Origin of the sequence: Hyphomonas sp., assembly GCF_018402285.1 — a bacterium.
GTDB lineage: Bacteria > Pseudomonadota > Alphaproteobacteria > Caulobacterales > Hyphomonadaceae > Hyphomonas.
The window spans coordinates 191,615-210,283 of the sequence record NZ_JAGYJH010000004.1 but is presented as its reverse complement, the minus strand read 5'-3'; the positions used below and the strand labels follow the sequence as shown (position 1 = coordinate 210,283).

The window sequence follows — 18,669 nt, the reverse complement described above, 5'->3', positions numbered from 1 at the left end:
GACGATGGCCCGGTATGGGCACCTGAACTTCCAGGCGCCGCCGCGGGGCTGGTCATCCCTGCCAGCTGGGCATTGCGCTGATCGAATGAACCTTCGCCGTACCCGCCAACCGCTGGGGACATCGGGTCTGTTCGGCCGCAGAACTCATGACGATCCAGCAGGTGACCCCCTGAACGGGTTCGCCGGATGTCCGGTGCGGGTACTCAAGGAGCCGCTCGGCTGGAACCACGCGGGTGGGGTTCGGCCTGATCGCACCGGGCGCCTGGTTTATCTTCCAGGGCAAAGTAGGAGCAGGCGGCAAGACACTCGCCCCGCCGCCTGCGGGTAACTTACTTCGTGATGTCTTCTTTGACTTCCTTGGCGGTCTCTTCGACGGCCTGGCCACCGGCCTTCACGTCCTTGCCAAGGCCTTCAATGGTGTTGCAGGCCGCCAGGACCGGCAGCGCGGCTACTGCGAACAGGGCAGCAATCACTTTTTTCATGGTCTGAATCTCCCGTTTGTGATGAGCAAGGATGGCGCGGCGCCCGAATTTCGGCAAGTGTTATACTTTGTGATCAACGTGTTATGTGGCCTAAATGCCTCACTGCTTCGGGCGCGTCATTCCCGTTTCCAAAGCGCCCGACTCTTTGCTAGAGAGCGCCCATGAAATCAGCTGTCATCGTCTTTCCCGGCTCGAACTGTGATCGTGACGCGCATGACGCGTTGGAAAAGCTGACCGGCAACGCCCCGGCCATGGTCTGGCACAAGGACGGGGAAATCCCTGCCGGAACAGACCTGGTGATGGTGCCCGGCGGCTTTTCCTACGGCGATTACCTGCGCTGCGGCGCCATGGCGGGCAATTCGCCGATCATCTCCCAGCTCAAGGCCCATGCCGGGCGCGGCGGATACATCCTCGGCGTCTGCAACGGCTTCCAGATCCTCACCGAAACCGGCCTCCTGCCCGGCGCTCTGGTCCGTAATGCCTCGCTCCACTTCGTTTGCCGCCCGCAGAAACTGAAAGTCGAGAGCAGTAACACCGCCTTCACCAGTGCCTATACCGGCGGTAGCCAAGTCATCATCCCGATCGCCCATGCCGAGGGCAACTTCTTTGCCGATGCCGCGACACTCGACCGGCTCGAAGGCGAAGGCCGCGTCGCCTTCCGTTATGCCAGCGGCGAAAACCCCAATGGCGCGGCCCGCGACATTGCCGGTATCCTTTCGGAAAATGGCCGCATCCTGGGCATGATGCCCCACCCCGAACGCGCCATCGGCGACCATGAAGGCGGTAGTGACGGCATCGGCCTGTTCAAGAGCCTGATGGCGGCGGCTTAGGGGCTGACTGCCCCAAAGAATCTCGTTTCAATCATAGTCCTGCCTGATTGGCGCGCGTTACTTCGCGCAAATCCGAATGTGGGGATATGACATTGCAACAATCACTCAAATGGGCCGTCGCCGGCTGTCTGGCCGTTGGCATTCTGGCGGCATGCAGTACGCAGGATGGCGCAACTCCGGGGCCGGCGGAGACGTCTGTGCCAGCACCCATGGCGCCCCCGCCCGCGCCACCACCACCACCACCTCCCCCTCCGCCACCGCCACCGCTTGGATCTGCGTCTTCGGATGGCGCAGCCGTCCGCGAACTTTCACGCACTGAAGTAGCCGTGACTGGCGGCGAGATCGCGCCGCCGGATGATCCCAAACCCCAGCCTGAAGCGCAGGCGGGCCTGCTCACGGCGGGTGATTATGACGATGTCCTGAACCCGGACCTCTACAAGGCCTATCTCGACAAGGTGCTGCAGGGCGAACTTGCAAACCTGGACCTGCCCTATGTCGATGCAAACCAGCGCATCGCGATCCGCGTCGTCGACCGGCTCGGCAAGCCGGTGCCGCTGGCAGAGATCACGCTGAAGACCGGTGACGGAAAAGACATGTTCCCGCTGCGCACCGGCGCAAATGGCATCACTTACCTCTACCCGCAGTATGATGTTCTGGCGGAGGGCATGAACGTCACCGTCACCGCGCGTGGAAAGAAGACCGGGTCACAGACAGTGTCTGGCGAACTGATCGCATCGGGCGGCGAACTGGTCTTTGAGATTGACGGCGACCGGACAGCGGCGACCAAGCTCGACCTTCTGCTCACCCTCGATGCCACGGGCTCGATGGGTGACGAGATGGCATATCTTCAAAAGGAAATCGAAGGCATCCTCGACCGCGTCAAGACAGCAAACCCCGGCCTTGATATTCGTGCCGGGCTCATTGTCTATCGCGACAAGGGCGATGAGTACGTCGTGCGGGACTTTTCCTTCACGACCGACATTGCAAGCTTCAAAGCGGATCTGCACCAGCAAAGCGCAGGCGGCGGCGGCGACTTTCCCGAAGCCATGAAGGATGCCCTGCAAAGAGGCCTCGGTTTCGAATGGCGCCCTGATGCGGTGAGGGTCAACCTGCTTGTTGCCGATGCCCCGCCCCACAAAGCTGACCTTATGGCGAGCTGGGACGCCGCGCTGGTCTCCCGCACGCGCGGCATCCATATCGTGCCGCTTGCGGCAAGTGGTGTGGACAAGACGGCCGAGTTCCTGATGCGGGGCATGGGCCAGATCACGGGCGGACGCTACCTCTTCCTCACCGACGATAGCGGCATCGGCAATCCGCACGCCGAGCCGACCGTGGACTGCTATGTGGTGACAAGGCTGGACCAGCTGGTAACGCGCGTGCTCTCCAGCCTCGTCAGCGGCGAGCGGATAGAGCCGGAGGGCGAGGATGTGATCCGCACGGTCGGCTCCTACCGCGCGGGCCTCTGCAAGGTCGAGGAACTGAGCGGGGAATAGGCAGGCCATCGGGGCAGCGCGGACCGCGCAGGGTTGAACTGGACAAGGCGCTGCCTGCCTTGTCTATAGGCGGAATGACTGACCCATCCCGCACCTCCCTCATCCACCGCCTGCCCAAGGCCGAGCTCCATCTCCACATCGAAGGCAGCTTCGAGCCCGAGCAGATGATGGCGCTCGCCGAGCGCAACAGGATCACCCTGCCCTTCAAGACGCTAGAAGATGCAAAAGCCGCCTACAACTTCTCCAACCTCCAGGAATTCCTCGATCTCTACTATCAGGGCATGCAGGTGCTCCGTACCGAGGAGGACTTCTTCGACCTGACCTGGGCCTATCTCCAGCGCGCCAAGGCCGACAATGTCCGCCATGTCGAGATGTTCTATGATCCCCAGGCTCATACCGAGCGCGGCGTACCCTTCGGCGTCGTCACCGAGGGAATCCTCACCGCAATCAAGAAAGGCGAACAGGAACTCGGCATCAGCGCCTGCCTGATCATGAGCTTCCTGCGGCATCTCTCAGAAGAGGACGGCTTTGACCTGCTGGTGGAATCGGAGCCATGGCACGACAAGTTCATCGGCGTCGGCCTCGATTCCTCTGAAATGGGCCACCCGCCCCTCAAGTTCGAGCGCCTCTACCGGCGCTGCCGGGAGATCGGCTTCAAGCTGTGTATGCATGCCGGCGAAGAAGGCCCGCCCTCCTATGTCCGCCAAGCCCTGCTCGACATCGGCGTGGACCGGATCGACCACGGCAACCGCTGCATGGAAGATCCTGAACTCGTCAGCATGATCCGTGAAATGCAGATCCCGCTGACCAATTGTCCGCTGTCAAACCTGTCGCTGTGCGTGATCGATGATCTGAAAAAGAGCCCGGTCAAAGCTCAGCTGGAGGCAGGCCTTCTGGTCACGGTCAATTCCGACGATCCGGCCTATTTCGGCGGCTATATCGGCCGAAATTACGAGAAAACCGCAGAAGCCCTCGGACTGTCGGACGCCCAGATCATCAAGCTCGCCCGCAACAGCTTCACCGCCAGCTTCCTTCCGCAGACGGACAAAAACCGCCATCTGGCAGACATCGAAACGGCTCTCCGATGACAGACGGGCGCCCGGGCTGTCAGCTGTCGGCAGGGGCTGCTTTGACAGGGTCGACCTCATCGCCATCCTCCGTCTGAGCAACCAGCGGTACCGCTGCGCCCGGCGTCGGATCGATCTCAAAGACGCTCCCGCGCGAACCCGATACGATCGGCATCTCCCCGGCGCCGGACGCCAGGACACAGGTCTGCTGGCTGACCGGATCAGCAAGGCCAGCGGCCGTGCCGGACGCAAAGTGGGGGCGCGGCGGGAACCCGCCCATTGCCGGCACACGTAAAGGTGTCGATCGCGCCGACAGCATCCCCGGCAGAAGCCGCCTTGATCTGAGCGATGCGGCCACCAAACCCGGTATCGGCCGTCATGCAGCTCGCCGAAAAGAGCACCTCGGCCTCTGCCTCGGGTCCGGCCTCCTCGGTCACCGGAACGTCCGGTTCGGCCTGTGGCATGGGCTCGGCAGATTGCGCGCAAGCGGCGTCTGCCATCAGAACGGCGGGAAAAAGGGCGATCAACGCCACTGGCATGATTTGGCTCCTGTGATGCGTGACAAGTAAACGTCGAACGCAGCCCTTGGCCGGCAGGTTCAGGCGCCGGAGAACAGCCCGGAAATTGCCTGGTTTGATGCCGAGGTCGAAAACGCCGCCCGCTCGGCCAGCGCCGCATGCCCGTCCACCATCCGCGTCAGCTCTTCCTCGCTGACATCCATCGAAACATCCCCGCGGCCATGGCTGCCGCCCAGCACCAGTCCGGTCTTGCGGGGGAACATGTAGAGCGATCCGCCATTGCCCCAGCCGGTATAGGAATAGTCGATCTCCGGCTGCGGCAGCAGATGGCTTAGCTGGCCCCGGATCGGGATCAGCGTCTCGTCCGCAAAGAGCTTCGCCGCGCCAAGCCCCGTGCAGTTCACGATCACCGGCTCCGGCAACGCCAGCAGTTCATCCAGCGTCTCGAACCGCCAGGAGACAAACCTCGCCCCGGCGAGCTGAGCGTCCTTCATCAGCATGTCGAGATAATAGTCCGGGTCTATCATCAGCGTGTGGTAACGCTCCTCATAGGCAAAGCCGAACCGCGTCTGCGCGGTCAGCACCTCCAGCCCCGGATAGAGATCATCCCCGCCCGGCAGCGCCCAGCGCGGCTCGCGCACACGCTCCGACACCTCCGAATGGTGCACCCAGCTCACCCCATATCCCGGCCGGTTCACATAAGGCAGGAAGCCCCGATGCGCTTCCCGCGTGACCTGCCAGTTGAGCCGGAGAAAGTCTTCGCTCGCCACGTCCCGGTCATAGAGGCTCGAGGGCAGCCACAAAGCGCCCGCCACATTGGACGTCGTGTTCGGATGCATCACATCGGCGTAGACGGTCACATCATGCCCGCGCCGCGCCAGGATCAGCGCGCTCGTAAGCCCCATCACCCCGCCGCCAAGCACAGCCACATCAAGACGGCCCGCCTCCCCCGCCATCACGGCCGCCCGCTGGCAGGTGCCCCAGGACAGCGTCACCCCGCATCCGCCATGGCCGTAATTGTGGATCACCGTCTTCTCGCCGAACGCCTCGGCCTCCAGCCGGAAACCCTGAGGCCGGAACGGGCGCAGTCCCACAACCGTGCGCGTTATCCGGTCCCGCCGGGACAGCACTTTCGGGAAGGGCCGGTCTGCCGGCGCACCCGGCACGGACACAGGCCGGCTGACGCACGCCGAGAGCGCCGCCGCGCTAAGGCCGAGAAGAAGGGATCTGCGGGCAAGTTCCGGCATCGGGCATGGCTCCTGAAAGGACCGGGCCTGTGTAGCGCCCGCAAGCCATCTGCGCCAACCACCCGCGAGCCCATGCATGTAAAGCGTTGTACCCTATGGCGATATCCGCCTTTCGACGCTAAACGGCTTGGATGACTGATACGCGCCAGCAAGAACTCCTCAACACCGCCTCCCGGCTCCGCGAGACGGGTAATGTTCCTGATGCCATTGCGGCCTACAGGGCCCTGCTCTCCGAATATCCGGACCTGCCGGACAGCTGGTACAATCTCGGCTGGCTGCTGCGCCGGGCCGGCATGGCGCAGGAGGCATTTGCGGCCTATGAAGAAGCCCTGACGCGGGGGGTAAAAGGCGCAGAAGAAGTCCATCTGAACCGCGCCGCCATTCTCTCCGATGCGATGGCCCGTCCTGCCGAGGCAAAGGCAGAGTTGGAGCGGGCACTGACCCTCTCGCCGAAATACCTGCCGGCCCTCATCAATCTCGGCAATCTTCACGAAGATCTCGGCGAGCGCGCCGAAGCCCGGGCTGTCTACGAAAAGGCCCACGCCCTGGCGCCCGGCAACGCCATGGCGCTCGCGCGCCTCGCAGGCCTGGGAACAGCCGCCTCGACTGATGACCCGATGATCGGCAAGCTCCGCGCCCTCATCGCGAGCGGCACGCTTCTGCCCGCTGATCTTGCGCTGCTGCAGTTCGCACTCGGCCGCCTGTATGACAGCTGCACCGCTTATGCCGAGGCAGCCGCCGCCTTCGAAGCCGCCAACAGCAGCGCCCGCAACGCCGCAGCAGGCCAGGTCGCCCCCTATAACGGCATCAATGAGCTCAGGCGCGTCGAGCGTGTGGCAGCGGTCTTTGCTACCGATGGCGGCCGCCAGACCGGCATCCGTGACCCGAGCCCCCAACCGGTATTCATCCTTGGCATGTTCCGCTCCGGCTCAACGCTGGTGGAACAGATCCTCGGCGCCCACGGCCAGATCGCTGCCGGCGGCGAACTTGATATGATCCCCCGCATCGCCCGCGGCCTTGGCAACGATCCGGCCGGCATCACTGCCGCGCCCGAGCCGCTGCTGAAAGACTATGCCGAAGCCTATCTCACCCGCATTCGCGCCATGTATCCCGGCGCAGGCGTGGTCACGGACAAGCGTCCGGACAATTTCTGGCATGTCGGCCTGATCAAGAGCCTCTTCCCGAAGGCGAAGATCATCAACACCGTGCGCCACCCGCTCGACACGCTGATCTCGGTCTGGGGCCAATACCTGCACGTCTCCCTGAACTACGGCTATACCCTTCAGGACATTGCCGCCCATGCCCACGCCGAACGCCGCATGATGAGCCATTGGCGGCGCCTGTTTCCCGATGACATCCTGACTGTTCCTTACGAGGCCGTTGTCATGCAGCCCGAGCAGGAAGTGGGCCGGATGCTGGACTTCCTGGGCCTGCCGTTTGACGAGGCCTGCCTCGAATTCCACAAGGCGCAGGGCCCCGTGAAAACCGCTTCGGTCTGGCAGGTGAGAGAAACGCTGCACGACCGCTCGATCGGCCGCTGGAAGCATTATGAGGCCTATCTGCGATCTCTCCCTTCCGATCCTGCGCTGGATGCGCTTCTGGCAGTTGAACAAGCCGCCAAACCCGCCTAGCGCTGCGCCAAATCCAAACACGGGCTGATGTCATGACCGATACCGCCGCCATTCTCTCCCATCTACAGGCCGAGCAGGACGCCGCCTCCGGCGCCGGGCATGGCATCAAGGCCGATGAATGGGAGCGCCTCGTCAGCCGCCTTGGCCGCAATCCCAACCTTGTGGAACTGGGCATCTATTCGGTGATGTGGTCAGAGCACTGCTCCTACAAATCCTCCCGCCGCCACCTCTCGAAATTCCCCACCAAAGGCCCCCGCGTCATCCAGGGACCCGGCGAGAATGCCGGCGTGATCGACATCGGCGACGGGCAGGCCGCCATCTTCAAGATGGAGAGCCACAACCACCCCTCATACATCGAGCCCTATCAGGGCGCCGCCACCGGCGTCGGCGGTATCCTGCGCGACGTGTTCACCATGGGCGCGCGCCCGATCGCGCTGGTCAATGCCCTGCGCTTTGGCGATCCGGGCCATCCCAGGACCCGCCAGCTTGTCGCCGGCGTCGTCGCAGGCATTGGCGGCTATGGCAACTGCGTTGGCGTGCCGACTGTTGCCGGTGAAACCCAGTTCGACGAGGGTTATAACGGCAACATCCTCGTCAACGCGATGGCCGTTGGCCTCGCCGATCAGGACAAGATTTTCTACGCCCGCGGCGCCCTGCCCGGCCTGCAGATCCTCTATGTCGGCTCCAAGACCGGCCGCGACGGCATCCACGGGGCCACCATGGCCTCGGCCGAATTCACCGAAGGCGAAGAGGACAACCGCCCCACCGTTCAGGTTGGCGACCCCTTCACCGAGAAACTCCTGATTGAAGCCTGCCTCGAGCTGATGGCGACCGACGCGATCCAGTCCATCCAGGACATGGGCGCGGCCGGCCTCACCTCCTCATCGGTCGAGATGGCAGACAAGGGCGGCGTCGGCATCGAGATGGACCTCGACGCCGTGCCCCAGCGCGAAACCGGCATGACGGCCTATGAAATCATGCTCTCGGAAAGCCAGGAGCGCATGCTGATGATCCTGAAGCCCGGCAAGGAAGCGGTGGCCAAGAAGATCTTCGACAAATGGGACCTCGACGCCGAAGTCATCGGCATCACAACCGAGACAGGTCGCCTGGTGCTTAAACAGTTCGGCGAAGTCGTGTGCGATATTCCCATCGCTCCGCTCGGCGAAGACGCGCCTCTTTATGACCGTCCGTGGACAGAGCCGCCAGAACGCCCCGCCTTCGAAATTTCAAAGCACACTGCACCTGCAAGCTATGCCGAAGTGCTCACCAAGCTCATGTCCACGCCCGACATGGCGTCCAAGCGCTGGGTCTGGGAACAGTATGATCGCCATGTCATGAACGACACGATCGACTCTTCCCAAAGCGGCGGGGATGCCGCCATCGTTCGCGTGCACGGCACCAACAAGGCCCTTGCCATCTGTTCGGACTGCAACCCGCACTATGTTTCCGCTGATCCCTATGAAGGCGGCAAACAGGCAGTTGCCGAAGCCTACCGCAACCTTTCGGCGGTCGGCGCCACGCCCATCGCCATCACCGACAACCTGAACTTCGGCAACCCGGAAAAACCCGCCACCATGGGCTATATCGTCAAGGCCATCGAAGGCATGGCCGAAGCCTGCCGGGTGCTCGACTTCCCGGTCGTTTCCGGCAACGTGTCACTCTATAACGAGACCGATGGCAAAGCCATTCCACCCACGCCTGTCGTCGGCGGCGTCGGCCTGATCGAAGACCTCTCGAAAATCGCCACCCTCAAGGGTGCCCAGCCAGGCGACGCGCTGATCATCATCGGAGAGAATGCCGCTGACTTTGGCGCCTCGCTCTATGCGCGCAAATGGCTTGGCCTCAAGGGCGACGCCCTCGGCCCGCCCCCAGTGGACCTTGAAGACGAAATCCAGACCTCTGCCATCGTCCGCCAGCTGATTGCCAGGGGCCTTGTCCACGCTGTCCACGATCTAAGCGATGGAGGCCTGGCGGTCGCGGCGGCTGAAATGGCACTGGCCGGCAATGTCGGCATCACACTCGACGTGCAGGCCGACCGTCTCGCAACTCTTGGCCCTCTGGCCTTCCTCTTCAGTGAAACCCAGGGCCGCTACCTGGTCGCCGCAAAGAACGAAGACGACGTGCTCGACCTGCTCGGTGATGTCCCTGCTCTCTTTGCGGGCATGGTCGAGAACACCGGCGCCATCACCTTTCTGCATGATCTGCGCAAGGGCGAAAAGACCGTCCTGCCGCTGACGGATCTCCGCACCGCGCATGAAGGCTGGCTGCCAGGATACATGAACGCAATCTGATCGGCGCTGAATGAAGGGACGCCCTCCCCCGGGAAACGGGAGAGGGCGCCTTCTGCCTGGAATTCAGTCTGGCGGTCCTGTCAGAACTTGTAGCCGACACCGAGCATCACACCGCTCGTATCCGTGCTGTCAAACGAGTAGTAGGTGTAATCCCCCTTCAGATAGACATTGTCCGAAAGGTCATAGCTCATGCCCGCGCCGAAGGCCGGGCCATCAGCTGAGTCTTCGACATTGACGTTCACGCCGCCTGGCGTGTTGATCGAGGCGTCAAGATCGACATAGGCATATCCTGCCCGGGCATAAGCATTGAGGCGTTCCGTCAGCGGAAGGTTGGCCTTGCCATAGATGCCGGCCAGGTAATTGAGACCAACGTCTCCGGACGCCGTAATCACGTCACTCAGGTCGCCGTCATTGTTGTCGTCGAAGTTGAGTTCGTCCTCGTCGACATTATAGTCGAATTCGCCATCATCGATGCCGGTCGCCAGCTCTGCCTCAAGGCTGAAGACAGTGTTGAAACGCCAGCCGGCGCGGCCTGCGATTCCATTCGTGTCGACGCCGCTGTCTGCGCCATCAGGCTTGATGTCTAGATACTGGTAGCCACCTTCGAAGTAGGGGCCGGACTCCTGCGCGTGGGCCGCCGATGCAAGGCCTGCAACGGCCGCGGATGCGATGAGTATGGATCTGAACATGTGTGCTCCTTCCAGAAACGCTACGTGTGTTCTTGTGCACGCCATTCGGGCGAGACAGGCACACAACGGTCCGAAGACCGGAATAGTTCCAGTGAAATATCTGCAAACAGCAGCTGTTGCTGATGCGACACACCTTTGTATTTTATTATGAATTTAGCAGTTTCGCGTCAGAGCGTTGTTTTCAAACGAAAGCGGCAGGCCGCGCTGGCCTGCCGCTTGTTTTCATAACTGTTCCGCAATCTGATTAATGACTGAAATGTCATGCCACCGGCACGAGATAATCCCGCTTGCCGATGTTCAGCCCCTGCGCGCGCAGCAATGCATAGGCAATCGCCGCATGAAAATGAAGGTTGGTGAGGATGAAGCCGGAAAGGTAGGCCTTGCCTTCCATCGGCATCGTATTGGCTCCCATCGGGATCTGCAGCGTCACATTCGTGCTCGCATCGATCTTGTCATTGTCCACGCCGTTTACATAGGCAATTGCCTTTTCGCAGCGCGCAATCAGGTCCGCAAAGGTCTGCTCCGTATCGGGAAATTCCGGCATGTCGAGACCGGCGAGCCGCGCGGCGCCCCGTGCAACGGTATCGCAGGCAATCTGCACCTGGCGCGTCAGGTCAAACATGTCCGGGTAAAGCCGGTGGGAGAGGATCACCCTGTCCTCCACATTCAGCTTTCGGGCGTAGGCTTCTCCCTTGATCAGCATGCCCTTCAGCGCGCCGATCGTTTGCGAAGTAGAAGCCTTGAGGATATGGGAGACCGTGGTGGTGGTCATTCAGCGTTTCCTTCTGGTTGATCTGTTTCTGCGGCCGGGTTCCGGCGCAGGGAATATATCCGGGGAAGTTCGGCATCGACTGCCATAGCCGCCATGACGAGCGTGTCGGCCGCGCGCACAAAAAAGTCGGGCGTCAGGAATTCAAAGTCGTCCCCGGGATTGTGATAGCCCGGATGGTCTTCCACCCCGAAATAGAGGATGGGCAAACCCATCTGGTGAAACACGCCATGATCGGACTGCAGGGTCCAGTCATCTGGCCCGTCTTCGGGACGGTCATGCCCCATGAGCAGCGTAACCGGCGCGCGCTCAGCCAGCGCCTCGATCACTGGCACAAGACCGGGCGAGTGATAGGTCCCCGCCACATAAAGCTCACCCGCTTCGGAGCGGCCCACCATATCCAGGTTCATGTTCAGCGCCACGCGGGACATCTCAAGCCCCTCCATCCGCGCCACCGCCCGCGCGCCCAGAAGGCCGATCTCTTCAGCGTCCAGCGCCGCGATGACAATGTCATGCTCCGGCCGGTTCAGCGCGAAATACTCCGCCACCGCCACCAGCGCCGAAGCGCCCGACGCATTGTCGTCAGCGCCATTATAGATCTCCCCCTCCCGGATGCCGAGATGGTCGTAATGCGCCGTAATCAGCAGCGCCGGCCCTTCGCCAGGCGTGCGCCCGGGAATGAACCCGATCAGGTTCGCCCCGATTATCGGCGCAGCGTCCGCCTCCCGCGGCACGATCGGAAAGGTATGCGTATACCCCCCAAAACCGGGCAAGGGCAGAAGACCGATCTCCTCGAAACGCTTGTGGATAAACCCGCGCGCCGCCTCATTACCCGCCGTCCCGGCGGCCCGCCCCTCCAGCGCGTCGGACGACAACACCTGCGCCAGGTGCAGCATCTCGGCTGCTTCGATATAGGCCGGCTTGTAGGTCACGCCCGGCAGCGGCGCTTGGCCCTTCGGCCAGAAAAGCCACGCACCAAGGATGACTGCCAGCACAATGCCGGCGCCAGGAACCAGGCTCCGGCGCCCGGATTGCGGATGGGGTCTGACAGGTTTCTTCTCGCTCATGCCTTGACCCATAAGGCGCCCCGCCGCATGTGCCTAGTCACCTGAAAGAGGGAAACGCCGTCATGGGAATGAGCCGCGACACGCTGATGAAATACCTGACCGAGGCATTCCCGGATGCCGAGATCACGCTTACCGACCTCGCCGGCGATGACAATCACTGGCAGGCCGAGATCGTCAGCGCCGCTTTCGCCGGGCTTGCCCGCGTCCGCCAGCACCAGATGGTTTATGATGCCCTGAAAGGCGAAATGGGCGGCGTGCTGCACGCCCTGGCCCTGAAAACCCGGGCCCCCTGAGCCTGACATGTAAGGAATTGACGTAAGGGCCGGTTCGCGGTCTCCTGCCCGGCACATGCCTTGGGAGGGCTCCGTGATGTTCCGTCAGTTCCTGAAACCCGCCTTGCAGTCTGCCAGCGTCATTGCGCTCGGCCTTGTGCTTGTCTCCTGCGGACCGGGAAGAACCCAAATCGACCCCGATGCCATCGCCATGGAAGAGCGCGCCATCGAGGCCCGCGCCTTTCTGAACGATGCCGAAAGCCAGATTGCCGCCAAAAGCCACATCACCGCCCAGGCCTATTGGGACCAGGCCACCAACATCACTGACGAAACCAGCGCGGCCGCCGCCGCAGAGGGCGCCGAGTTCACCAGGCTGCTCGTCAGCCTGGCGAACGCCTCCAAACAGTTCGACATCAAGGAACTTCCCCCCGCAGAAGCCCGCAAGATCCAGATCCTGCGCAGCGGCATCACCCTTCCTGCCCCCTCCCGCGACGGCGCGGCCGAGGAACTGGCCGACATCACCACAAAGCTCGACGCCACCTACTCCACCGGCAAATTCATGTTCCAGGGACGCGAGATCGATCTTCTGGAAGCCTCCCGCATCATCCAGCAATCCCGCAACCCGGCAGACCTCCAGGCCGTCTGGGAAGGCTGGCATTCCATCGCCGCGCCCATGGCGCCCGATTACACGCGCATGGTGGAAATCGCCAATGAAGGCGCCCGAGAGCTTGGCTATCCCAGCCTCGACCAGATGTGGCTGTCGAATTACGACATGCAGCCCGCGCAGATGGAGGCTGAAGTCCAGCGCCTGTGGACGCAGGTCGAGCCTCTCTACAAGGAGCTTCACTGCTATGCGCGCGGCCGTCTCAACACCTATTACGGCGACGCCGTCCAGCCCGCCACCGGCCCGATCCGGGCAGATCTTCTCGGCAATATGTGGGCCCAGCAATGGTCGGGCGTCTACGACATCCTCAAGACCGACACGCCCGGCCCCACTTATGACCTCAGCGCGCGCCTGAATGAGAAAGGCTACACCCCGCTCCAGATGGTGCAGACTGCAGAAGCCTTCTTCACCTCACTCGGCCTTCAGGAGCTTCCCGAAACCTTCTGGGAACGCTCGATGATCACCAAGCCGGAAGGCCGAGAGGTCGTCTGCCACGCCTCCGCCTGGGATCTGGACGATTATGAAGACGTCCGTATCAAGATGTGCACACAGGTGAACGCGGAAGACTTCAACACCGTTCACCACGAACTCGGCCACAACTATTACCAACTCGCCTATCGCAACCAGGATCACCTCTACAAGAACGGCGCCCATGACGGTTTCCACGAAGCCATCGGGGACTTTGTCGCTCTCTCGATCACGCCGGAATATCTCGAACAGATCGGGCTGATCACGCCAGACGAGAAGCCCGGCGCCGACACCGATACTGCGCTTCTTCTTCAAACGGCGCTCGACAAGATCGCCTTCCTGCCGTTCGCCCTCTCGGTCGACAGCTGGCGCTGGGGCGTTCTCTCCGGCGAGACTGCGCCTGAGAATTACAACCAGTCCTGGACCGACCTGCGCCTGCAAAACCAGGGCATCATCCCGCCCGCGCCCCGCCCGGCTGATGCATTCGATCCGGGCGCCAAGTATCACATCCCCGGCAACACGCCCTACCTGCGCTACTTCCTCAGCTTCATCATGCAGTTCCAGTTCCACAAGGCCGCCTGCGAACAGGCCGGCTGGGAAGGTCCTCTCCACCGCTGCTCGATCTACGGGAACAAGGAAGTCGGCCGCCGATTCGAGGAAATGATGGAAGCAGGCATGTCCCAGCCCTGGCCAGACACGCTCGAAAAATTCACCGGCACCCGCGAAATGGATGGCAGCGCCATTATCGAATACTTCGCCCCCTGACAGTCTACCTCAAGGAAGAAAACGCCGGGCAAAGCTGCGGCTGGTAAGGCCGGCTGCAGGCCTTCGCAAGACCACGGGAGGTTCAGATTGCGCCAGAGAGGACAGGCCCAGCTCAGCCCAACACAAGCGTGCCTTCGGATTGGCGATGGCGCGGGGCTTTGCCAAATCACTTGCACCAACCTGTCCGCCCGGGGCCCTCGCTCCCCGACAGCAGGCGCGTCCTTCCCACGAGGAGCCATGCCGGTCACGTTCGGTATTTGGGCTACCGGGATTGGTAATCGCGCTGCGATTTCCCCAGGAGCGTGATCGACCTGCGGGCTCTCGCCGCATGCGCGGCAGGCAAGGCGCCGGCGCCGCAACCTGACCCTTATCCCCGGGCGCCGCGGCGCCCGCAGCAGAGCCGCCTGAACACCCCGCAAACCCGATGTCACTGCCTGTCCGGACACGGGGCATATGGCGCGCCCTCTTGACCCTGACGCCCGGCCGCATCACATGTTCCCGGAACTCGGAGACATCCCCATGACTGATCAGGCCACCCTCGACGCCATCGACAAAGCCGTCAAAAGCAATGACGTCGTCCTCTTCATGAAGGGCACCCCCACCTTCCCGCAATGCGGCTTCTCCTCGGTGGTGGTCCAGATCCTCGACTATCTCGGCGTCGACTATGTCTCCACCAATGTGCTCGAAGACCAGAACGTGCGCGAAGGGGTCAAGCAGTACGCCAGCTGGCCGACCATCCCGCAACTCTACGTAAAGGGCGAATTCGTCGGCGGCTGTGACATCCTCAAAGAGATGTTCGAAAACGGTGAACTGCGCGACCTGATGGCCGAAAAAGGCATCGAACTGGCCGAATAGGGCCCTGTTTCATCCGAAAAAGTAGAAATACCCCAAGATAAGCAGCGGGATCACCGACATCCCGAACAGGTTGCGCGTGAACACATACGTGCCCACCCAGCGCCGGGTTTCCGCGTCCTCGGCGGGCCTGGTATGGGTCACCATCTCGACATTGTCGCCCTTGATGACGGTCTCATCCCTGAGGATGTGCTTCTGAAGAGATCCCTCCGTCAGCAGGGCGGCAAAGTAAAACAGCGCGCTGAAGGTAATCGAGGCAAAGGCGAAGGCAAGCGCGACTGTCGCCACCTCCGGCGCCCGGAACACATTCATCATCCATCCTGACAGGGCGAGAACGCCAATACCAGCCAAGATCGCGAACAGGCGCAGGCGGCGAAGCCAGGCAAAATCCGGCGTTGACGATGGCTTCTCCATGAGCCTTCTTCCCCTGACCCCGGTTTCAATATAGCAGGGCGCGCATGACGATAACACCCACCGCTCCCGCCCCGATCCGCCCCTCGCAGGCACCCCGGGTCGGCATAGTCTCACTTGGCTGCCCCAAGGCGCTTGTCGATTCTGAACGCATCATCACGCGGCTGCGTGCCGAGGGCTATCAGATCGCGCCCGATTATGCCGGCGCAGACCTCGTGCTGGTCAATACCTGCGGCTTCCTCGACTCCGCCCGCGACGAAAGCCTCGCGGCGATTGGCGAGGCGATCGAGGCGAACGGCAAGGTCATTGTCACCGGCTGCCTTGGCGCAGAACCGGAGGTTGTCCAGCGGGCCCACCCCAAGGTGCTCGCCGTCACCGGCCCCCACCAGTATGAAGCGGTGATGGACGCCGTCCACACCCACCTTACGCCCCCGCACAATCCTCACATGGATCTTGTACCCGAGAGCGGCCTGAGACTGACGCCCCGCCATTACGCCTATCTGAAAATCTCCGAAGGCTGCAACAATCGCTGCTCCTTCTGCATCATTCCCAAACTGCGCGGCGACCTTGTCTCCCGCCCCATTCATCACGTGCTGACGGAAGCCGAAAAGCTCGTCGCCGCCGGCGTCAGGGAACTCCTCGTCATCAGCCAGGACACCTCCGCATACGGACTGGACATTCGCTACAAGCCGGAAACATGGCGCGGCAGCGAATACGAAACCCGCTTCCTCGACCTCGCCAAGGGCCTCGGCAGCCTCGGCGTGTGGACGCGGATGCACTATGTCTATCCCTATCCGCATGTGGACAATGTGATACCGCTGATGGCCGAAGGCCTGATCACGCCCTATCTCGATATCCCGTTCCAGCACGCCTCCGCGCCCGTCCTCAAGGCGATGAAACGCCCCGGAAATCAGGACAAGGTTCTCGGACGCATCGCCAAATGGCGTGAGCAGGTGCCAGACCTGGCCATCCGATCCACATTCATCGTCGGCTTCCCGGGTGAAACCGAGGAAGACTTCCAGATCCTGCTGGACTTCATCAAGGAAGCCAAGATCGACCGCGCCGGCTGCTTCAAGTACGAAAACGTCGCCCATGCTGAAAGTGGCAAGCTCGAAGGCCATGTGCCCGAAGACGTGAAGGAAGACCGCTGGCACCGATTCATGGTCGCGCAGGCAGAAGTCTCTGCTGCCCGCGCCGAAGCCCAGGTCGGCCGCACGCTCGACGTCATCATCGACGGCCCCGGCGAAGAAGCCGGCGAGATGATCGCCCGCACCCAGGCCGATGCCCCGGAAGTCGATGCAGTCGTGTATCTGGAAAACGCGAGCCATCTCAAAGCGGGCGACATTATCCGGGCAGCGATCACCGGCGCCGACGATTACGACCTCTACGCGACGCCCGCCTAGCTTATTGGCCGGGCCCGCATACGGGCACCGGCCTCCTGCGCCTGCGCCAGCCTCTGCCCCATCACCTTGTCCATGTTGCCGACCACCCGCGCCAGCGTCTCGTGATCGGCCTGCTGGAAGGGCGACGGGCCACACCGCACTGGCGCCGAACTGACGGCTTTGCCCGGCTCTTTCCTGGCATCCGGCTGGATGCAGACCGGATCTTCGTTCGAGATGACAAGTTCTGGACATCGGCTGGCATTACGGCCGGGATCGACCTTGCCCTTGCCCTGGCCGAAGATGATCTCGGCAGCGACGTCGCGCTGCGCGCTGCGCGCGAACTTGTCGTCCAGCAGAGGCGCCAGGGCGGTCAGTCGCAATTCTCGGTGATGCAGGACATCAAGCTCGCCTCGGGCCGGTTTGATGATCTCATCAACTGGGTCCGGACGAACCTCCCAGGAGACATCCGTGTGGAGACCATGGCGGAAAAAGCAGGCATGAGCCCGCCAAACTTCGCGCGCATCTTCCGGTCCGAGACAGGAACCACCCCCGCGCGCTTTGTCGAAAAACTTCGCCTCGAAGCGGCCCGCCAGCTGGTCGAGACAACAGGCCTGCCCCTCCGGAAGATAGCAACGGACACCGGGTTTTGTGATGCTGAACGGATGCGGCTGGCTTTCATGCCGGCATATGGCCAGCCGCCTATGGTTCTGAGACGCCAGCGCAAAACGGCCGGCGAAATTCAGACTTTATCGAAAAACAACGATTGACATATCGTATTTCGATAATTCATATGGTCTTCAACACGCTCCCAGCCCCCAGGAGGCCAGAATGCTGAAGACCCTCACAACCACGGCCATCGCCGCCGCCCTCGCCACGCCCCTCGCTTTCGCCGGCACCAAGACGATCGATGTCCGGTCGTTCGACCAGATCGACACCAAAGGCGCCATGAACGTGATCTACACGCCGGGCCCCTCAACCTCCGTCATCATCGAAACGGATGGCAACGACTTTTCCGATGCAGATGTGTCCGTAGACGGAGATACGCTCGTGATAACCCGGGCCAGCCTTGAAAAGCGCGGCCTGTTCGGCAACCGGGGCAAGCTCAAGGTCTCCGACGGCGGTCAGACCATCAGGGTCAACGGCAAGAAAGTTCCCTACTACACAGTTCGCGTCACCAGCCCGGATCTTGCAGCTATGCGCGTGGCTCAATCCTCGACCGGCAATGTCAGCGGTATAGACACCGCTGACTTCGAGGCGCGCACATCCTCGGCGGCGAAACTGACGCTTTCTGGCCGGGCTACAAGCGCCGAGATCAACGCCTCATCTTCCGGCGAGATCGAAGCCGGCAACTTCCAGGCCGGCTCCCTCCATGTCAGCGCGTCTTCGTCCGGTGAAGTCGACGCCCTTGCCAGCGGAAGCGGGCCGGTAAAAATCTCCGCGTCCTCGTCAGGCGACGTCTCCATCCGCTCCACCCAGCCCGCCACCTTCACCATCAACGCCTCCAGCGGCGGTCAAGTTCAAGCGGCCGGCGCCTGCGCCGGCGTGGACATCTCCGCCTCGTCCGGCGCGGATGTCGATGCCAGCAAGCTGCTGTGCGAAGTCGCCACTGCCAATGCATCGAGCGGCGCCGATGTTGACGCGTTCGCTTCCGTTTCGGCCAGCGGCAACGCCTCCAGCGGCGCAGACATCACCTTTGAAGGCCGCCCGGCCGAACAAAGCGCCGGCAAGTCGAGCGGCGGCGACGTCACCTTCAACTGACCGGCAGCCTCGC

Annotated in this window: 19 protein-coding genes; 11 read left to right on the top strand and 8 right to left on the bottom strand. The window is 62.4% G+C overall.

Annotated features, from left to right (window positions below):
• Window positions 1–329 precede the first annotated feature (329 nt).
• Window positions 330–482, bottom strand: coding sequence for an entericidin A/B family lipoprotein (locus KG722_RS10765; RefSeq protein WP_213271784.1), 153 nt, complete (start codon window positions 480–482; stop codon window positions 330–332).
• A 161-nt stretch (window positions 483–643) separates the two neighbouring features.
• On the opposite strand from KG722_RS10765, the gene purQ reads away from it, so the two are divergent.
• The 3 genes from purQ to KG722_RS10750 all read left to right on the top strand — a co-directional run bounded on the left by purQ (window position 644) and on the right by KG722_RS10750 (window position 3,893).
• On the top strand, window positions 644–1,312 hold the full coding sequence (gene purQ, locus KG722_RS10760; RefSeq protein WP_213271783.1) for a phosphoribosylformylglycinamidine synthase subunit PurQ: 669 nt from the start codon (window positions 644–646) through the stop codon (window positions 1,310–1,312).
• A gap of 326 nt (window positions 1,313–1,638) precedes the next feature.
• Complete coding sequence (locus tag KG722_RS10755) at window positions 1,639–2,805, top strand: vWA domain-containing protein (RefSeq protein WP_213271782.1); 1,167 nt, start codon at window positions 1,639–1,641, stop codon at window positions 2,803–2,805.
• Window positions 2,806–2,879: 74 nt separating this feature from the next.
• Window positions 2,880–3,893 (top strand): adenosine deaminase, encoded by a 1,014-nt coding sequence (locus KG722_RS10750; protein WP_213271781.1) that lies wholly within the window; start codon window positions 2,880–2,882, stop codon window positions 3,891–3,893.
• Window positions 3,894–4,093: 200 nt separating this feature from the next.
• Here the strand turns inward: KG722_RS10750 and KG722_RS10745 are convergent, their stop codons facing one another.
• Together KG722_RS10745 and KG722_RS10740 are read right to left on the bottom strand one after the other, a co-directional pair.
• Window positions 4,094–4,411, bottom strand: a complete 318-nt coding sequence (locus tag KG722_RS10745) for a hypothetical protein (RefSeq protein ID WP_213271780.1) — start codon at window positions 4,409–4,411, stop codon at window positions 4,094–4,096.
• A 59-nt stretch (window positions 4,412–4,470) separates the two neighbouring features.
• Window positions 4,471–5,637, bottom strand: a complete 1,167-nt coding sequence (locus KG722_RS10740; RefSeq protein ID WP_213271779.1) for an FAD-dependent oxidoreductase — start codon at window positions 5,635–5,637, stop codon at window positions 4,471–4,473.
• Between the two features lie 131 nt (window positions 5,638–5,768).
• Here KG722_RS10740 and KG722_RS10735 point away from each other — a divergent pair, with 131 nt between their 5' ends.
• Window positions 5,769–7,268 carry a sulfotransferase gene (locus KG722_RS10735; protein ID WP_213271778.1) on the top strand — a complete coding sequence of 500 codons (1,500 nt, stop codon included), beginning with the start codon at window positions 5,769–5,771 and terminating at the stop codon, window positions 7,266–7,268.
• 32 nt (window positions 7,269–7,300) lie between these two features.
• Window positions 7,301–9,559 (top strand): phosphoribosylformylglycinamidine synthase subunit PurL, encoded by a 2,259-nt coding sequence (purL, locus tag KG722_RS10730; protein WP_213271777.1) that lies wholly within the window; start codon window positions 7,301–7,303, stop codon window positions 9,557–9,559.
• 80 nt (window positions 9,560–9,639) lie between these two features.
• Here purL and KG722_RS10725 read toward each other — a convergent pair whose 3' ends face one another.
• From KG722_RS10725 to KG722_RS10715, 3 genes are all read right to left on the bottom strand, one after another.
• Window positions 9,640–10,248, bottom strand: a complete 609-nt coding sequence (locus tag KG722_RS10725) for a porin family protein (protein WP_213271776.1) — start codon at window positions 10,246–10,248, stop codon at window positions 9,640–9,642.
• A gap of 259 nt (window positions 10,249–10,507) precedes the next feature.
• Window positions 10,508–11,020: a DUF1993 family protein gene (locus KG722_RS10720; RefSeq protein WP_213271775.1), complete on the bottom strand. Its 513-nt coding sequence runs from the start codon at window positions 11,018–11,020 to the stop codon at window positions 10,508–10,510.
• Window positions 11,017–12,084, bottom strand: a complete 1,068-nt coding sequence (locus KG722_RS10715; protein ID WP_213271774.1) for a M28 family peptidase — start codon at window positions 12,082–12,084, stop codon at window positions 11,017–11,019. Before KG722_RS10715 ends, KG722_RS10720 begins: the two co-directional genes overlap by 4 nt.
• A 62-nt stretch (window positions 12,085–12,146) precedes the next feature.
• Between KG722_RS10715 and KG722_RS10710 the strand changes: the two genes are divergently transcribed.
• The 3 genes from KG722_RS10710 (at window position 12,147) to grxD (ending at window position 15,108) form a co-directional block, all read left to right on the top strand.
• Window positions 12,147–12,377: a BolA/IbaG family iron-sulfur metabolism protein gene (locus KG722_RS10710; RefSeq protein ID WP_213271773.1), complete on the top strand. Its 231-nt coding sequence runs from the start codon at window positions 12,147–12,149 to the stop codon at window positions 12,375–12,377.
• 76 nt (window positions 12,378–12,453) lie between these two features.
• Complete coding sequence (locus tag KG722_RS10705) at window positions 12,454–14,253, top strand: M2 family metallopeptidase (protein ID WP_300998429.1); 1,800 nt, start codon at window positions 12,454–12,456, stop codon at window positions 14,251–14,253.
• 519 nt (window positions 14,254–14,772) lie between these two features.
• Window positions 14,773–15,108: a Grx4 family monothiol glutaredoxin gene (gene grxD, locus KG722_RS10700; RefSeq protein WP_213271772.1), complete on the top strand. Its 336-nt coding sequence runs from the start codon at window positions 14,773–14,775 to the stop codon at window positions 15,106–15,108.
• 9 nt (window positions 15,109–15,117) lie between these two features.
• On the opposite strand, the gene KG722_RS10695 is transcribed toward grxD, so the two are convergent.
• Complete coding sequence (locus tag KG722_RS10695; protein ID WP_213271771.1) at window positions 15,118–15,519, bottom strand: hypothetical protein; 402 nt, start codon at window positions 15,517–15,519, stop codon at window positions 15,118–15,120.
• A 44-nt stretch (window positions 15,520–15,563) separates the two neighbouring features.
• Here KG722_RS10695 and rimO point away from each other — a divergent pair, with 44 nt between their 5' ends.
• On the top strand, window positions 15,564–16,919 hold the full coding sequence (rimO, locus tag KG722_RS10690) for a 30S ribosomal protein S12 methylthiotransferase RimO (protein WP_213271770.1): 1,356 nt from the start codon (window positions 15,564–15,566) through the stop codon (window positions 16,917–16,919).
• On the opposite strand, the gene KG722_RS15135 is transcribed toward rimO, so the two are convergent.
• Window positions 16,916–17,278, bottom strand: coding sequence for a hypothetical protein (locus tag KG722_RS15135; protein WP_300998427.1), 363 nt, complete (start codon window positions 17,276–17,278; stop codon window positions 16,916–16,918). The genes rimO and KG722_RS15135 overlap by 4 nt on opposite strands.
• Before the next feature lie 9 nt (window positions 17,279–17,287).
• On the opposite strand from KG722_RS15135, the gene KG722_RS15130 reads away from it, so the two are divergent.
• Window positions 17,288–17,665: a helix-turn-helix domain-containing protein gene (locus KG722_RS15130; protein ID WP_300998426.1), complete on the top strand. Its 378-nt coding sequence runs from the start codon at window positions 17,288–17,290 to the stop codon at window positions 17,663–17,665.
• 61 nt (window positions 17,666–17,726) lie between these two features.
• Window positions 17,727–18,656, top strand: coding sequence for a DUF2807 domain-containing protein (locus tag KG722_RS10680; protein WP_213271769.1), 930 nt, complete (start codon window positions 17,727–17,729; stop codon window positions 18,654–18,656).
• Window positions 18,657–18,669 lie beyond the last annotated feature (13 nt).

Excerpts from the sequence above, each read along its gene's own strand:
- KG722_RS10750 (WP_213271781.1), top strand. The coding sequence starts at position 2,880 with ATGACTGACCCATCCCGCACCTCCCTCATCCACCGCCTGCCCAAGGCC.
- purL (WP_213271777.1), top strand. The coding sequence starts at position 7,301 with ATGACCGATACCGCCGCCATTCTCTCCCATCTACAGGCCGAGCAGGAC.
- KG722_RS10725 (WP_213271776.1), bottom strand. The coding sequence starts at position 10,248 with ATGTTCAGATCCATACTCATCGCATCCGCGGCCGTTGCAGGCCTTGCA.
- KG722_RS10765 (WP_213271784.1), bottom strand. The coding sequence starts at position 482 with ATGAAAAAAGTGATTGCTGCCCTGTTCGCAGTAGCCGCGCTGCCGGTC.
- KG722_RS10705 (WP_300998429.1), top strand. The coding sequence starts at position 12,454 with ATGTTCCGTCAGTTCCTGAAACCCGCCTTGCAGTCTGCCAGCGTCATT.
- KG722_RS10710 (WP_213271773.1), top strand. The coding sequence starts at position 12,147 with ATGGGAATGAGCCGCGACACGCTGATGAAATACCTGACCGAGGCATTC.
- KG722_RS10720 (WP_213271775.1), bottom strand. The coding sequence starts at position 11,020 with ATGACCACCACCACGGTCTCCCATATCCTCAAGGCTTCTACTTCGCAA.
- KG722_RS10735 (WP_213271778.1), top strand. The coding sequence starts at position 5,769 with ATGACTGATACGCGCCAGCAAGAACTCCTCAACACCGCCTCCCGGCTC.
- grxD (WP_213271772.1), top strand. The coding sequence starts at position 14,773 with ATGACTGATCAGGCCACCCTCGACGCCATCGACAAAGCCGTCAAAAGC.
- purQ (WP_213271783.1), top strand. The coding sequence starts at position 644 with ATGAAATCAGCTGTCATCGTCTTTCCCGGCTCGAACTGTGATCGTGAC.
- KG722_RS10715 (WP_213271774.1), bottom strand. The coding sequence starts at position 12,084 with ATGAGCGAGAAGAAACCTGTCAGACCCCATCCGCAATCCGGGCGCCGG.
- KG722_RS10695 (WP_213271771.1), bottom strand. The coding sequence starts at position 15,519 with ATGGAGAAGCCATCGTCAACGCCGGATTTTGCCTGGCTTCGCCGCCTG.
- KG722_RS10680 (WP_213271769.1), top strand. The coding sequence starts at position 17,727 with ATGCTGAAGACCCTCACAACCACGGCCATCGCCGCCGCCCTCGCCACG.
- KG722_RS10745 (WP_213271780.1), bottom strand. The coding sequence starts at position 4,411 with ATGCCAGTGGCGTTGATCGCCCTTTTTCCCGCCGTTCTGATGGCAGAC.
- KG722_RS10740 (WP_213271779.1), bottom strand. The coding sequence starts at position 5,637 with ATGCCGGAACTTGCCCGCAGATCCCTTCTTCTCGGCCTTAGCGCGGCG.
- rimO (WP_213271770.1), top strand. The coding sequence starts at position 15,564 with ATGACGATAACACCCACCGCTCCCGCCCCGATCCGCCCCTCGCAGGCA.
- KG722_RS15130 (WP_300998426.1), top strand. The coding sequence starts at position 17,288 with ATGCAGGACATCAAGCTCGCCTCGGGCCGGTTTGATGATCTCATCAAC.